A 14,623-nucleotide genomic window follows, 5' to 3' on the forward strand; every position below is an offset into this window, starting at 1 on the left:
TAGCATTCATAGGGACGGCGGTGGATTGGTTAATTTTGTTGTTTTGGCGAACTCAAAACTAACCGGTTTTACCGCCGTCTCCTACTTTTTCACGCTAACCTGCGATGAACCAAAAAAAAGCCCCGGCGATGCCGGGGCTTGGTAGGCAGAAGCTAGTCCTTAAGGAGCAGCTTGCTCGTCCTGGTCGAGTGAGTTGGCCAGAGTCGGACTGGTTCCCAGTGCATCGATGTTGTTGGGGGAGGCTGGAACGTTACCGCCGCTCAGCGCTTGGGCTGTTTGAGTGACCATTACCGTAAAGGCATCACTGGTAACGGCAAACCCACCCGGGCAAGCATCATTGGGCGCTTGAGGCGCTACAAAAGTACCGTGATTTGCGGTAGAGCACGGGTTGCTGCCATCGAAGAATACAGCGACCGGTGTGGCGGCAGACCCTGAGATATCTTCGCCCTGAAGCAGGTTAAGGTCAGCACCATCGGCAAGATTGGTGCCACCAGCTCCCAGATCCAACAGTGCCATCAGTGGCTCTGTGCCAGCCAGCGGTGCCGAGAATGCTGGGCTAAGCGGCTTGACGTTGGCTTCGTTTGGTACGGTGCTGTCGCCCACCACTTCCGTGATCAACAGATTGCTTGTAGAGGCGCCAAGCCCCTTGGCAAAGTTCACCGGATCACCAGCATCAGAGATCGACTGGAAAACGTAGAAGAAACTTTCAAAGTCAGAGGATCCCTGAGTTACACCGGCATTGGCCAGTCCACCAAGAACTCGTCCGGAGATACTTGGAGAGTTTTCGATCAGGCGAGTTACTTGACCGCCCGTGTTGTGTAAAACAACTGAGCCAAGGGTCGGGAACGTAAACGGAGCCCCGTCTGGATAGGTGCCGTTCAGCGTAGCATTCAGGGTCGCGTCGTTTGCCAGAGAGGCAAAGACGGTTCCAGAGATGCCTCCAAGAGAGTGGCCGATGAAGTTCACCGGTACACCGGCCAGATCACCTGGTGCGAAGTCCTTGTTGATATCAAAGGCCTGGATTGATGCTGCAACGTTTAGCAGGTCAACAACACCTTGGCGCAGATTGTCGCGGCTGTTCATCATATTGAGCGGGTTGATAAACAGGCTACCTGATGAAATGTCAGTCAGCGGAGCCTCTACCGGTTGCAGATTTGCATTCGCAGTGTATCCGAAGTGACGCTCGCCGATGTAGTCCGCCGAGATCAGGGCGTTGAGTTGAGCGATAAGAGCCGCCTGGTTCGGATCATTGGGGTCAAGAAGGCCAATGGCCGTTTGTACATCCGCAGTAAGGGCGTCTTCATCGAGGGGGGATAGTCCAGCTACAGTACCTGCGGTTGCCCCGGCAAGACCGTGAAGAGGCTGATCGATTGCCACAACTGTCTGGCAGGCGCGTTGCGCAAGCAAGATGGCCGGAAGCATCGAGACACTGCGGTCCACAGTAATGCCGTGCTGGAAGATGGTTACACCGTTAGGCTTGAATCCATCTGATCCATCCTGGTCCATGCATGTGCCAGGACGAGAATCGGTTGACGGGTTGAACACAACAACAGGAACTGTTGTATCCGCTTTTTTCTGCGGGAACGGGAAATAGCCATTCACGTTCAAGGTTCCGTCGATATCGCGAAGGAATGAGAAAATCGTTTCTCCGGGAGACAGATTCTCATTCAGGCCTGCTTCCATGCTGGTGTTGCCCGTCCAGCTGCCAGTGACAATGCCAGCTCCGGTTTCACCCGGGAGGCTCTGAAAATATGGCAACGTGATCGCGCCCTGATGGACCTGAACCTGGGCAGCTGCCTGAACGATGGCATTTGTCGGATCCTGCTGCGCAAGTCCCTGGATGGTCGCCAGATCTGCAGCTTCTGTCTTTGGATCAAAGAATGAGGGACGCGGTACCGGCAGATGAATCGTATCACCGACCTCAGCTGCGATAGCGTTGCGCAGCGTGGTCTCCGGGGTTTGAGTGCCGTCGGCAGTCAACACATCCTGCACGTTGGACAAAGCTGTGATGGCTGCCAGCTCCTGAGCGGTCAAGGTTGCAGGATCGAGCTGGCCAGCTCCGAGTTGGGCTGCCAGAGTAGCGATTTCGCCTAGCTTGGTCGTTAGCTGAGAGAAGTTCAATTCAGGGTAGTTGTCTCTCACGGCTTTCAACTGTGCAGTGAAGCCGATTTTCTGACCAAGCGCCGAGCCAAACGCAGCCGGTGCCATCATCGCTTTGAGAACGTCGGTGTCAGAGTTGGTGGTGAACGTGTAGGCAAAGGCGGATTCTGGGGTGTCACTAACAGGGAGTGTTGCCAGGAATCCGTTTGCCAACTTGTCAGCGGTCTGCAGGATGGTCTTTACGTTGGCGAGCGCAGGGTTACCGAGCACGCCATCCGCGAGCGCAACATCCTGTACTGAGCGCTCAATGGGCTTACCATTTGCGCCCTGAACATCGTCAGTGACAACGACCAGGTATTTCTGACCTTCAGTCAGTGGCTCAAGGGGTACAACACGAACGGCGTTGTTTGCTCCACCATCGACGCTAACAACGTCAGCGCGGAAATTTGGCTGGGTTAGAACGTCCTCTCCAGTTAAGCCCTGACCGAAAGGATCAGTGGCTACGATGCTCGATGGGTTAGTGTTTGGCAGCGCCTCTGGTGCAGAGGAAACAGCAGGGCCAACATTGAGCGGTAGCAAAAATACCGTCGCGTTTGCCATCACGGTTGCCGGATTCAGCTCACCGTCAAACTTCAGTGTAAACGCACCGGAGGTAGAAAAACCTGAAAGATCATTAACCGCATCGTCTGCGGGGGAAGTGCCAGTAGAGAGCCCAGTGAAATCATAGTTGGCGCTCTGCGTGGCGCCCAACAACAGAATCAAGTCCGCGTTAATCGGGAATGCAGGCTCTTCTGCAATCGGGTTAGGGTTGTAGATTGGGCGAACAATCGACTTATCAATCGTCGTATCTTCAATCTGGTAATCCGGATTAGCATTCGCCCCCGTCTCGCCGCTATCAAAGCAGCCTGTAAGTCCAACGGAAGACGCCACGGCAAGACTTATTAGAGTTTTCTTGAACATGGGTGGAACCTTTTCCTGTTGTTGTGTCGTTATGTTCGGCAGCTGACGGGGCCGGTCTGATCCGGTAAGCCCGTTGTCAGTGGCCTGTTCTGCTTAAACTGTTGTCTGAAATTGTAGCCAGCGCTGTAAGCCAATTTCTGTATCTCTGACTATAGCGACAGTATGGCAAGTGTTGATCAGCCAAAAGTGTGATTCTGGTGGTTTGAATCCTCCCCGCACGGTTGGAGTTTGGCCTTTCTGAAAAATAGTTCCCGGTTAACGGTTTGTCGAGCCTCTGCAATGGGTAAATTGCGGTGCAGTCGAGGTTTATTCGAAGCGCGAGAAATCCGGTGGGCGTTTTTCCATAAAGGCCCGGAAGGCTTCGGCGGCTTCCGGGGATTTCAGGCGCTCGGCAAACAGCTGACCCTCTTCGAGCATGGTCTCCCGAAGTGCCGCCATGGTTGGCTGATTCAAAAGGGCTTTGGTGGCCCGAATCGCAGCTGGCGCTTTTTCGGCCAGCCGCTGGCAGGCCTCGAAGGCACTGGCTTCGGTCTGCTCAGGCTCGCAAACCCGGTTGATCAGGCCAAGCCGCACAGCCTCTTTAGCGGAGAAGGCGCCGCCAAGCATCAGCAGTTCGGCGGTGCGCACCCGGCCAATCCAGGAGGGAAGTAGCAGGCTCGAGCCGCCCTCGGGGCACAGGCCGAGGCTGGCAAAGGGCATCTGGAACGCCGTGTTGTTGCCAGCGAACACCAGATCGCAGTGCAGCAACATGGTAGTGCCAATGCCAACAGCCGCGCCATTGACCGACGCCACCACGGGTTTGGTTGCACTGGCCAGTAACAAAAGAAAGCGGCCGACCGGGGTTTGTTCGAAATCACCGGGCAGGCCGGCGGCAAATTCGCTCAGGTCGTTGCCGGCGGTGAAACACTCGCTGGTGCCTGTAAAGAGTACGCAACGGATGCTGGTGTCGTCCCGGGCCTGTTCCAGGGCGTCCCCCATCGCGGTGTACATGGCGTGGGTGAGGGCGTTCTTGCGCTCTGGCCGGTTCAGTCGAACGATGAGAATCCGGTCTTTGATTTCGGTGAGGACGAGGTCAGTCACGGTGTCTCCTGCGGTGTTATTCTAGTTTAATTAGGATGGTACCTTTTTCTGGTGGCGTTTTTCACGGGTTTTAATCCTTGTTTCGCCATCTGTCGAATCACTCGCCAAACCGATTTTCTGGTAAACTCTCGCCTCCCGATTTTTGATGACACGACATAACGATATCAAGCTGATGAGGCGCCTATGACCACCGTAATCCGCCAGGACGACCTGATTGAAAGCGTAGCGGACGCGCTGCAGTTCATTTCCTACTACCACCCAAAGGATTTTATCCAGGGCGTCTACGAGGCTTACCAGAAGGAAGAATCCCAGGCGGCCAAGGATGCCATGGCCCAGATTCTGATCAACTCGCGCATGTGTGCACAGGGCCACCGCCCGATCTGTCAGGACACGGGCATCGTGACGGTATTCGTGAATGTCGGCATGAATGTCCAGTGGGACTGTGATATGCCGCTGGACGACGTGATCAATGAAGGCGTTCGCCGTGCCTACACGCATCCGGACAACGTTCTGCGCGCTTCGGTACTGGCCGATCCGGATGGCAAGCGCCAGAACACCAAGGACAATACCCCAGCTATCATCCATTACAAGATTGTTCCGGGTGACACGGTAGAGGTGCACGTCGCTGCCAAGGGCGGCGGGTCTGAAGCCAAGTCCAAGTTCGCAATGCTGAACCCCTCTGACTCGGTCGTCGACTGGGTGCTGAAGATGGTTCCGCAGATGGGTGCCGGCTGGTGCCCGCCGGGCATGCTGGGTATTGGTATCGGTGGCACCGCGGAAAAGGCGATGGAGCTGGCCAAGGAATCCCTGCTGGACCCGATCGATATTCACGATCTGAAAGCCCGTGGCGCCTCCAATCGTTCCGAAGAGCTTCGTCTTGAGCTTTTTGACAAGGTCAATGAACTGGGCATCGGCGCCCAGGGTCTGGGCGGTCTCACCACGGTTCTGGATGTGAAGGTGAAAGACTATCCCACCCACGCGGCCAACAAACCGGTTGCGATCATTCCGAACTGTGCGGCCACCCGTCACGCCCACTTTACCCTGGACGGTACCGGGCCCTCCCTGCAGACCCCGCCGAGCCTGGACGACTGGCCGGAAATTACCTGGGAAGTGGGTGAGAACGTCCGTCGCGTGAATCTGGATACCGTCACACCGGAAGACGTGAAGGACTGGCAGCCGGGCGAAACAGTCCTGCTCTCCGGCAAGATGCTGACCGGCCGCGATGCTGCCCACAAGAAGATGGTGGACATGATCGAAAAAGGCGAGGAGCTGCCGGTTGATCTGAAGGGGCGGTTCATTTACTACGTGGGCCCGGTTGATCCGGTGCGTGAAGAGGTGGTTGGTCCTGCAGGCCCGACGACTGCCACCCGCATGGACAAGTTTACCCACACCATGCTCGAGAAGACCGGCCTTACCGGCATGATTGGTAAAGCCGAGCGCGGTCAGGTGGCCATCGACGCCATCAAGGAATTCGGTGCGGTATACCTGATGGCCGTGGGCGGTTCCGCCTACCTGGTCTCCAAAGCCATCAAGAATGCGGAAGTGGTCGCCTTCCCGGAACTGGGTATGGAAGCCATTTACGAGTTCGAGGTAGAAGACATGCCGGTCACAGTCGCTGTTGATTCACGGGGCTCTTCTGTGCACCAGACAGGTCCTGCCGAATGGCACGAGAAGATCATTGCTGCCAAGGCGGTCTGATCTCCGGAAGCTGCCGAAGAAAGAGAAGGGCCGGACGAGTCAATCGTCCGGCCCTTTTTCGTTGGCTGGTTCAGATTGTCAGCTTGAACAGCTGATATTCAGATGCTTGCCCCAATCCGGCGGCAATGCCGCATAAGCATCATTCTCCGGTTGCTCGTCATAGGGCCGCTCAAGCACCTTCAGCAGGGCCTTCGTGGGTTCGTAATCCCCGTTCTGGGCTTCCTGGATGACCTGCTGGGCCAGGTAGTTCCTCAGGACATATTTCGGATTCACGCGGCGCATGGCGTACTCCCGCTCATCGTGAGCCCGGCTCTCGTTCAGGAGTCTCTCCTCATAACGCTCCAGCCACTGGTCTGCCACGCTGCGATCCACAAACAGGTCTCGAACCGGGCCATGGCCGTGGCTGTGTAGATTGGAGAGCGCCCGGAAGAAGGCGGTATAGTCGATATGGTGCTCGTGCATCATGCTGAAGGTATCCATGATCAGGCTGAGGTCTGCTTTATCCTCAATTGCAAGGCCCAGCTTGTCCCGCATGTTCTGGAGAAAGCGTTCGTTGTAAGCCACTTCATAGCGGCGAAGCCCCCGGCGCACGTCGTCCTCCTCCATTACCGGCAGCAGGGCGGTGGCCAGGTAACGGCAATTCTCAAACCCGACTTGCGGCTGACGGTTGTAGGCGTAGCGACCGCCCTGGTCGGTGTGATTGCTAATATAGCCGGCATCGAAATCATCAAGGAATGCGAAGGGGCCGTAATCAAAGGTGTCGCCGATGATGGACATGTTGTCGCTGTTCATAACCCCGTGGCAGAAGCCCACCGCCTGCCAGTCGGCAATCGTTCGTGCCGTGCGTTCGACAACTTCCTCGAACCAACGGCTGTATCGCTCGTCATCGGGTAGGTTGACCAGGTGGGGGAAGTGCAGCGAGATCACGTGTTCGAGCAGCGTCTTGACGAATTCAGGCCCTTCGTGGTGGGCAGCGAATTCGAAGTGCCCGAAGCGAATATGCGTTTCGGCTACTCGCACGAGCGCCGCTGCTGTTTCGATGGATTCCCGGCGGACCGGGTCTTTGGCGCTCACCATGAACAGTCCCCGGGTGGTCGGGATGCCAAGTCCATGCATGGCTTCGCTGCACAGGTACTCGCGAACGGTGGAGCGAAGCACGGCGCGGCCATCGCCAAAGCGCGAGTAGGGAGTCATGCCGGCGCCTTTAAGGTGCCAGTCCCAGCGTCGTCCATCGGGGCCAACGGTTTCCCACAGCAGCAGGCCACGGCCGTCGCCGAGTTCCGGATTGTAGGCGCCGAACTGGTGGCCGGTGTATTTCATGGCCACTGGGTCCATACCTTCGAGCAACTCCGACCCCGCACCCACACCGGTCCAGTCAGATTCCGAATCGGCGCGAAAGCCCATCTGCTCGGCCAGCTTGTGGTTGAAACACACCATCTTTGCGTCTTTTAGCGGTGAGGGCTGAACCCGGGTATAAAAGCTGTCCGGGAGCTCCAGGTAGCGATGCTCTATTCGAAAATCGTTGCCACTCATAAAACGCCTATACTCCCATTGGTATGAATTCTGCTGCCGTCTCTCTTCAATAATCTATTAAACCGGAAATCCAACGTGTCTGATCGCTCGCTTGAACAAACCGTCAGTGCCCTGATTCAGCAGGAAGGCCTGCCCGACTCCTACGCCGAAACGGTGGAAAAGACCATTCTGCCGCTGGCAGACCGAATCTGTGCGCTCCATGATACGGAAAAGCAGCCCATAGTGGTTGGTATTCACGGAGCCCAGGGCACGGGCAAGTCCACGTTGACCCTCTTTTTACGGGAAATTCTGCTCCGGCACCGCAACCGTTCCACTGCCAACTTCTCCCTCGATGACATTTACCTTACCAGAGCTGAGCGTGAGGGCCTCGCCGAACGGGTACACCCATTGTTTAAAACCCGCGGTGTGCCCGGAACCCATGACGTGGCGCTGGGGCAACAGGTTTTGCACAGTCTACGCAGTGCAGCGCCTGAAGATGCCACACCGATTCCTGCCTTCGACAAGTCCCGGGACGACCGGGTTCCTCGGGATCAGTGGCCTGTCTTCGGCGGAAGAGCGGAGGTCATTCTTCTGGAGGGCTGGTGTCTGGATGCGCGACCGGAGACAGACTGTGCGCTCGCTGAGCCGATGAATCCTCTGGAGGAGAACGAGGATCCGGACGGTGTCTGGCGCAGCTATGTGAACGATCAGTTGAAAGGGGAGTACCGGCAGTTTTTTGATGAAATCGATTTTCTGGTCATGTTGAAGGCTCCCTCCTTGGAGTGCGTTCTTGAATGGCGTCGACTCCAGGAGCAAAAGCTGGCGAAGAAAATTCGCAATGCACCAAAAAGGGGCGAGCTCCATGGTAATGCACAGGATTTGCGCATTATGACCAACGAAGAAGTCGGCCGCTTCGTGATGCACTATGAGCGGGTCACCCGTGCCTGCCTGGCTGAAATGCCGGGCCGGGCCGATGTTCTGATCAACGTGGCCGAGGATCACTCCCTCGGCCTTCCGCAGTTCCGCGAAGCCTGACGGAGACCGGCCATGGCCCGACCCCATTTGATCCTCTTTTCTGATCTCGATGGCACCCTGCTTGATCATGACGATTACCGCTGGCAGGCGGCGGGCCCCGCCCTGGCCAGGCTGAAGGTCGCCAATATTCCCCTGGTGCTTAACTCCAGCAAGACCGTGCCGGAAATCCGGGCATTGAGGGAAGAACTTGGGAATAAGGACCCGTTCATTGTCGAAAACGGTGCAGCCGTAGTTATTCCGCCCCACGCCCTGGGCAATGCTGAAGAAGAAGTGGTGAATTTTGGTGCAACCCGAGATCGGGTCCTTGAAGTGCTGGGCGCCCAACGGAAGAAGGGTGCACGGTTCAAGGGTTTTGCCGACATGTCCGCAGACGAGCTGGCAGCACAGACCGGCCTGGAACCGGCGGCGGCCGAGCGTGCCAAAGAGCGGCTGGGGACCGAACCGTTGATCTGGCAGGGCACCGACGAGGAGTTGGTCCACTTCGAGAAGGCTCTCGGTGCCGAACAGCTTCGTCTGGTGGCCGGCGGACGTTTTCTCCATGCCATGGGTATTTTTGATAAAGCCGATGGGGCCCGGTTCTTGCTAAACAAATATAAAGAGCAATACCGGGAGCAGCATGGCGATGAGCTTGTGTTGGCCATTGCCCTGGGTGACAGCCCCAACGATCAGCAGATGCTGGAATCGGCGGACATACCGGTGGTGATCCGGGGCGTAAAAAGCGAAGAGGTGCAGTTGCCCTCGACCAGGCACGCCATGCGCTCCCTCAAGCCCGGCCCCGAAGGCTGGAATGAGTGCGTACTCAATCTCCTGGTTGAGTACGGGTACTGACCCGTTCGAGTGCGGGTATCAAGAAGGAGAGCCGCCATGGGCGACTTTTACCAGAATGGCATTATCACAACCCTTCATAACCTTGTTCGGCGTCCGGTGGAGGACCTGGAAGCAGAGCTGATGAGTTTTCGCAAAGCCCGGCCCATGTCGTTGGTGCTGCCGTCGCTTTATTCGGAGCTGGAAGGGCCGGCCCTGAAAAATATTGTGCACGAGCTGGGCAAAGTGCCGTATCTGGATCAGGTGGTTATTGGCCTGGACCGCGCCAACGAGGAGCAATACCGCCACGCCCTGGAGTATTTCTCGGACCTTCCCCAGAACTTCAAGGTGCTCTGGAACGACGGGCCACGGCTCAGGAACATTGACCTGAAGCTTCGGGAGCAGAACCTGGCACCGACGGAAATGGGCAAGGGTCGAAACGTCTGGTATTGCTTTGGCTATGTACTGGCCTCTGGTGTCAGCAAATCCGTTGCCTTGCACGACTGCGACATCCTTACTTATTCCCGGGACCTCGTGGCCCGCCTTATCTATCCTGTGGCCAACCCCGGCTTCAACTACATGTTCTGCAAAGGCTACTACGCCCGGGTGGCCGACGGGAAAATGAACGGACGGGTGAGCCGCCTACTGGTGACACCGTTGATCCGCGCGCTGAAGAAAGTCTGCGGCCCCAACGATTTCCTGGACTACCTGGACAGTTACCGGTTCCCCCTGGCCGGGGAGTTCTCGTTCCGCACGGATGTGATCAATGATCTGCGCATTCCCAGCGACTGGGGTCTGGAGATCGGTGTGCTGTCGGAGATGAAGCGCAACTACGCGACCAACCGCCTTTGCCAGGTGGATATAGCCGATGTCTATGACCACAAGCACCAGGAGCTTTCGCCGGAGGATGCCAGCAAGGGGCTGTCCAAAATGAGCATGGATATCGCCAAGGCCCTGTTCCGAAAGCTGGCGACCAACGGCGAGATTTTCTCCAATGAAAAATTCCGGACGATCAAGGCCACGTATTTTCGCATTGCCCTGGATTTCGTGGAGACCTACCAGAACGACGCCATTATTAACGGCCTGACGTTTGATCGGCACAAGGAGGAGAAGGCCGTGGAACTCTTCGCCCAGAATGTGATGCGGGCCGGCGCCTATTTCCTTGATAACCCGATGGACACCCCTTTTATTCCCAGCTGGAACCGGGTAACAAGCGCCATTCCCGACATCAAGGAGCAGTTGCTGGAGGCGGTGGAACTGGATAATGAGGAATTCCGGCCATGACCCAGCCTCTGAAAGCGAAGCTGGTTTCCATGCTGGATGTCGTGTATCCGGAGCTGGACTGTGACTTTCTTGCCGAGCAGTTGCTGATCACCATGGGGCTGGAGCCCAACCAGGAACCGCCGCCTGCGCACCAGAATAACTGGGACGAATCGGATGTGGTGCTGATTACCTATGCCGATACGGTTCAGCGGGCGGACGAAAAACCGCTGCAAACGCTGCACCGTTTCCTGGGCGATTGCCTCTCAGATACTGTCTCGTCGGTGCATATACTGCCGTTTTTCCCCTACAGCTCCGACGACGGTTTCTCGGTCATGGACTATCTGGCGGTGAACGAGTCCCACGGAGGCTGGGAGGACATCGAGGCCATCGCGCGGGATTACAAGCTAATGGCGGACCTGGTGATCAACCATATGTCGGCCCGTAGCCGTTGGTTCGAGAATTTCCGCAAACGGGTCGACCCGGGCAAGGACTATTTCTTTGAAGGTAATCCGAGGGATGATCTGAGTGCCGTCGTGCGACCCCGAACCTCGCCACTGCTCAACCCGGTTCAGACCGATGATGGCGAGCGCTATGTCTGGTGCACCTTCAGTGAGGATCAGGTCGATCTGAATTTTGCCAACCCGAAGGTGCTCATCGAGTTCGTCTCCATCATCCGGCGCTACCTGGAGCGCGGCATTATCATCTTCCGGCTTGATGCCGTCGCCTTTCTCTGGAAAGAGCCGGGCACGCCCTGCATCCATTTGCAGCAAACCCACGAGCTGATCAAGATCCTGCGCCTGCTGATTGAGCATCACAGCCCGGATGCGGTGGTGATTACTGAGACCAACGTACCGAACCGGGAAAACCTTACCTATTTCGGCAACGCCAACGAAGCCCATGTGATCTATAACTTCTCCTTGCCGCCGCTGCTGATCAATACCCTGGTTACCGGCGACTGCAAGCACCTGAAAACCTGGTTGATGAGCATGCCGCCGGCGCAGATGGGCACCACCTATCTGAACTTTATTGCGTCCCACGATGGCGTTGGCATGCGGCCGACGGATGGTCTGCTGACTGAGGAGGAGAAGCAGCGGCTGATCAACACCATGGATTCTTTTGGCGGCAAGGTATCGTATCGGCGCACCCCGGATGGCCGGGACCAACCTTACGAGATCAATATCGCCCTGTACGATGCACTTCAGGGTACGGCGGAGTCGGGCCGGGACCATTGGCAGCTGCAGCGCTTCGTGTGCGCCCATACTGTAATGCTGGCGCTGGAGGGGATTCCGGCGTTCTATATCCACAGTCTGCTGGCGACCGAAAACGATCTGGAGCGGGTGGAGCACACCGGTCGCCTGAGGTCCATTAACCGCAGCCAGTGGCAACTGGATGATCTGGAAAAGAAGCTTGCGGACCCCCTGAGCCATCACAGCAAGGCCTTCCAGGAGCTGAAACGCCTGATCGCCATTCGGCGAAAACAGCCGGCGTTTCACCCGAATGCCACCCAGTTCACCCTGCATCTCGGGCTTCAGCTGTTCGGTTTCTGGCGCCAGAGCATGCGCAGGGATCAGTCCGTCTTCTGCATTCACAACATCAGTAACGAGGTGCAGCAGGTAGCCCTGGGCGACATCAATCTGATTGGTACCGATCATTGGCAGGACCTGATTTCCGGGATGACCATTGATGACCTGTCCGGCTCGATTACCCTGAAACCCTATCAGAGCGTATGGCTGTCCAACCTGGAAGTTACCGTCTGATCATCTGACAACGTCATTTGTGCAATGCTCGAAAAACATAGGGTATCCTGTGCCCATATGAGCAAGGCCGAGACGTCATACATGATCAAAGCAATAAAGGTAACCGGGGGCAACCTCAGTTGGGATTCCTGGAAAGGGCCGGGGGAGCCTCCGGCGGATCACGTCGAGATCGAGGTGGTCTGGACCGCCATTAACCGTGCCGACCTGATGCAACGGGCTGGTGTCTATCCACCCCCGCCGGGAGCGTCTGACATTCTGGGGCTGGAAGTCAGTGGTCGGATCGCGTCGGTTGGACCGGATGTTACCCAGTTCAAGCCCGGCGATGAAGTCTGCGCCCTGCTGACCGGAGGCGGTTACGCCACCCGCGTGGTGGTACCGGCGGTGCAGGTGTTGCCCATTCCCAAAGGGTTAACGCTGGAAAAGGCCGCGGCCATACCGGAAGTTTTCGCCACGGCCTGGCTGAATCTCTATCACGAAGCGGCCTTGAAACCGGGCGAGCGGGTGCTGCTGCATGCGGGTGCCAGCGGCCTTGGAACCGCGGTTATCCAGCTGGCGACGGCCTTTGGTAACCCGGTCTTTGCCACTGCCGGTGATAGCGCCAAACTGGAGACCTGCCGCAAGCTGGGAGCCAGCGGTGTCTGGAATCGGAATGAAGGTTCCTTTATTGATGCCGTTACGGCCTGGGGTGGCGTAGACATGGTTCTGGACCCGGTTGGCGGACGCTATATTGCCGAAGACCAGCGGGTTCTGAATGTCGACGGCCGGATCGTACTGATCGGGCTGATGGGCGGCCGGATGGCCGAGGTGGATCTGGGCATTATGCTGATCAAACGCCAGCGCCTGATCGGTTCCACCCTCCGGTCCCGAACGGTCGAGGACAAGGGGGAAGTGATGCAGGCGCTCTACCGGCATGTATGGCCACTGCTCGCCGCCGGCCAGATTGAGCCTCTGATTGATAGCACGTGGCCGATAGAGCAGGTGGAAGACGCGATGGCCTATGTGGCCGAAAACAGGAACACCGGGAAGGTGCTCCTGAAAATCTCCGGCTGATCACACAGCCCCCGCGTCTTCCGGGCTGCAATCAGTCTGCGATATGAACCAGCTGCTTGCCGAAGTTCTGGCCCTTGAGCATGCCCTTGAACGCATCAACGGCATTTTCCAGACCTTCGGCGACGGTCTCCCGGTACTTGAGTTCACCAGAGGCGACCCGGGAGGCCAGAATGTCAGTGATTTCCTGATGCTGGTCCTGCCATTCTGTCACGAGGAAAAAACGATGCTCGGGAGCCGGGTCAAGCGCCCCGAGCACGTGGAAGGGAGTTTCCACGCTGGCCATATCTTTTGCATTGTAGGCAGAGACAAAACCGCAGATGGGCACCCGGGCTCCCTCATTCAACAATGGCGCAACGGCGCGCGTAACGGCACCACCCACGTTTTCAAAGTAGATGTCGATGCCGTCGGGGCAGGCTGCTTTAAGATCTGCTTCCAGGTTGCCGGCCTTGTAGTCAACGCAGGCGTCGAAGCCCAGTTCATTGACGACGAAATCGCACTTTTCAGGCCCACCGGCAACGCCGACCACTCGACACCCCTCTGACTTTGCGGTCTGACCAACGACAGTACCCACTGGTCCGGAAGCAGCCGAGACAACCACGGTTTCGCCGGCTTTCGGTTTACCTACGTACATCAGGCCGCAATAACCCGTGCGCCCGGGCATGCCGGCAACGCCAAGGTAAGCTTGCAGGGGCACGTTGTCCCGTTGCTGAATCTTGTAAACCATGGGCGCATCGGCCGGAAAGGTAACGTACTCCTGCCAGCCGGAATAGCAGGTGACCAGGTCGCCGACTTTCAGGTCGTCCGAGTGGGACTCCACAACACGTGCAACGCTCTCGCCGACGATAGGCTCATCGATGCCAATGGGATCCATGTAACCCTTGGCATCGTTCATGCGTGGACGCATGTAGGGGTCCAGTGAAAGCCATAGCACCTGGGCAACCACCTCGCCCTCGCCAGGGGAACGCACGGGGCGCTCTTCCAGCACCAGATCGCCTTGTCGGATTTCGCCCTGTGGGCGTTGTTTGAGCACGACGGCTCGGTTCTTGTATTCGCTCACTTGTTCTCTCCGGTTGCATAATGAAACTAGATTAGGGTGCAGCAGAATGCTTGGCCGGTCAACCTCTCATCTTTGAGACAGAGAGCAGCTCCGGGGTTTCATTCTCCGGCTTGATGGCTATAATCGGAACTCTGCTCAGGACGAGCTGGAAACCCTATTTTTCTTCAGGGAACGAAGATATGCCCCAGGCAAGCGGATTGCAGTTCACCGCCCGTGTTGGCGGACTCCCCTCAGATCTATTCTCAGTGGTTGGCTTTAAACTGACCGAACGCCTTTCCGAGGTGTTTCAGGGGCGTCTTGAGCTGGC

General features: G+C 57.2%; 10 protein-coding genes and 1 pseudogene. 7 read left to right on the forward strand and 4 right to left on the reverse strand.

Annotation, left to right across the window (positions count from 1 at the left end):
- Positions 1-159: 159 nt before the first annotated feature.
- Together KEHDKFFH_RS19580 and KEHDKFFH_RS19585 are read right to left on the reverse strand one after the other, a co-directional pair.
- Positions 160-3,060 carry an MECDP-synthase gene (locus KEHDKFFH_RS19580; RefSeq protein WP_104323453.1) on the reverse strand — a complete coding sequence of 967 codons (2,901 nt, stop codon included), beginning with the start codon at positions 3,058-3,060 and terminating at the stop codon, positions 160-162.
- Positions 3,061-3,366: 306 nt separating this feature from the next.
- The gene (locus KEHDKFFH_RS19585) at positions 3,367-4,140 is read right to left on the reverse strand and encodes an enoyl-CoA hydratase (RefSeq protein ID WP_104323454.1); all 774 of its coding nucleotides are present in this window, start codon (positions 4,138-4,140) and stop codon (positions 3,367-3,369) included.
- 183 nt (positions 4,141-4,323) lie between these two features.
- Here KEHDKFFH_RS19585 and KEHDKFFH_RS19590 point away from each other — a divergent pair, with 183 nt between their 5' ends.
- The gene (locus KEHDKFFH_RS19590) at positions 4,324-5,838 is read left to right on the forward strand and encodes a fumarate hydratase (RefSeq protein WP_104323455.1); all 1,515 of its coding nucleotides are present in this window, start codon (positions 4,324-4,326) and stop codon (positions 5,836-5,838) included.
- Positions 5,839-5,916: 78 nt separating this feature from the next.
- On the opposite strand, the gene KEHDKFFH_RS19595 is transcribed toward KEHDKFFH_RS19590, so the two are convergent.
- Complete coding sequence (locus KEHDKFFH_RS19595; protein ID WP_104323456.1) at positions 5,917-7,371, reverse strand: protein adenylyltransferase SelO; 1,455 nt, start codon at positions 7,369-7,371, stop codon at positions 5,917-5,919.
- 75 nt (positions 7,372-7,446) lie between these two features.
- Here KEHDKFFH_RS19595 and KEHDKFFH_RS19600 point away from each other — a divergent pair, with 75 nt between their 5' ends.
- The 5 genes from KEHDKFFH_RS19600 to KEHDKFFH_RS19620 all read left to right on the forward strand — a co-directional run bounded on the left by KEHDKFFH_RS19600 (position 7,447) and on the right by KEHDKFFH_RS19620 (position 13,259).
- Positions 7,447-8,385, forward strand: coding sequence for a hypothetical protein (locus tag KEHDKFFH_RS19600; protein WP_104323457.1), 939 nt, complete (start codon positions 7,447-7,449; stop codon positions 8,383-8,385).
- A gap of 12 nt (positions 8,386-8,397) precedes the next feature.
- Positions 8,398-9,213, forward strand: coding sequence for an HAD-IIB family hydrolase (locus tag KEHDKFFH_RS19605; protein ID WP_104323458.1), 816 nt, complete (start codon positions 8,398-8,400; stop codon positions 9,211-9,213).
- 36 nt (positions 9,214-9,249) lie between these two features.
- The gene (locus KEHDKFFH_RS19610) at positions 9,250-10,473 is read left to right on the forward strand and encodes a glycosyltransferase family protein (protein WP_104323459.1); all 1,224 of its coding nucleotides are present in this window, start codon (positions 9,250-9,252) and stop codon (positions 10,471-10,473) included.
- Complete coding sequence (locus tag KEHDKFFH_RS19615; protein ID WP_104323460.1) at positions 10,470-12,209, forward strand: sugar phosphorylase; 1,740 nt, start codon at positions 10,470-10,472, stop codon at positions 12,207-12,209. The genes KEHDKFFH_RS19610 and KEHDKFFH_RS19615 overlap by 4 nt, the downstream gene beginning before the upstream one ends.
- A gap of 81 nt (positions 12,210-12,290) precedes the next feature.
- Positions 12,291-13,259 carry an NAD(P)H-quinone oxidoreductase gene (locus tag KEHDKFFH_RS19620; protein ID WP_104323462.1) on the forward strand — a complete coding sequence of 323 codons (969 nt, stop codon included), beginning with the start codon at positions 12,291-12,293 and terminating at the stop codon, positions 13,257-13,259.
- Positions 13,260-13,290: 31 nt separating this feature from the next.
- Here the strand turns inward: KEHDKFFH_RS19620 and KEHDKFFH_RS19625 are convergent, their stop codons facing one another.
- A complete protein-coding gene (locus KEHDKFFH_RS19625) occupies positions 13,291-14,316 on the reverse strand; it encodes an NADP-dependent oxidoreductase (RefSeq protein WP_104323461.1) in 1,026 nt (341 codons plus the stop codon).
- A 179-nt stretch (positions 14,317-14,495) separates the two neighbouring features.
- Here KEHDKFFH_RS19625 and KEHDKFFH_RS20610 point away from each other — a divergent pair.
- Positions 14,496-14,623, forward strand: a pseudogene (locus KEHDKFFH_RS20610) (contractile injection system protein, VgrG/Pvc8 family); the annotation flags it as partial.

Origin of the sequence: Marinobacter maroccanus (assembly GCF_002933275.1) — a bacterium.
Taxonomy (GTDB): domain Bacteria; phylum Pseudomonadota; class Gammaproteobacteria; order Pseudomonadales; family Oleiphilaceae; genus Marinobacter; species Marinobacter maroccanus.

Excerpts from the sequence above, each read along its gene's own strand:
- KEHDKFFH_RS19580 (WP_104323453.1), bottom strand. The coding sequence starts at position 3,060 with ATGTTCAAGAAAACTCTAATAAGTCTTGCCGTGGCGTCTTCCGTTGGA.
- KEHDKFFH_RS19590 (WP_104323455.1), top strand. The coding sequence starts at position 4,324 with ATGACCACCGTAATCCGCCAGGACGACCTGATTGAAAGCGTAGCGGAC.
- KEHDKFFH_RS19595 (WP_104323456.1), bottom strand. The coding sequence starts at position 7,371 with ATGAGTGGCAACGATTTTCGAATAGAGCATCGCTACCTGGAGCTCCCG.
- KEHDKFFH_RS19605 (WP_104323458.1), top strand. The coding sequence starts at position 8,398 with ATGGCCCGACCCCATTTGATCCTCTTTTCTGATCTCGATGGCACCCTG.
- KEHDKFFH_RS19610 (WP_104323459.1), top strand. The coding sequence starts at position 9,250 with ATGGGCGACTTTTACCAGAATGGCATTATCACAACCCTTCATAACCTT.
- KEHDKFFH_RS19615 (WP_104323460.1), top strand. The coding sequence starts at position 10,470 with ATGACCCAGCCTCTGAAAGCGAAGCTGGTTTCCATGCTGGATGTCGTG.
- KEHDKFFH_RS19620 (WP_104323462.1), top strand. The coding sequence starts at position 12,291 with ATGATCAAAGCAATAAAGGTAACCGGGGGCAACCTCAGTTGGGATTCC.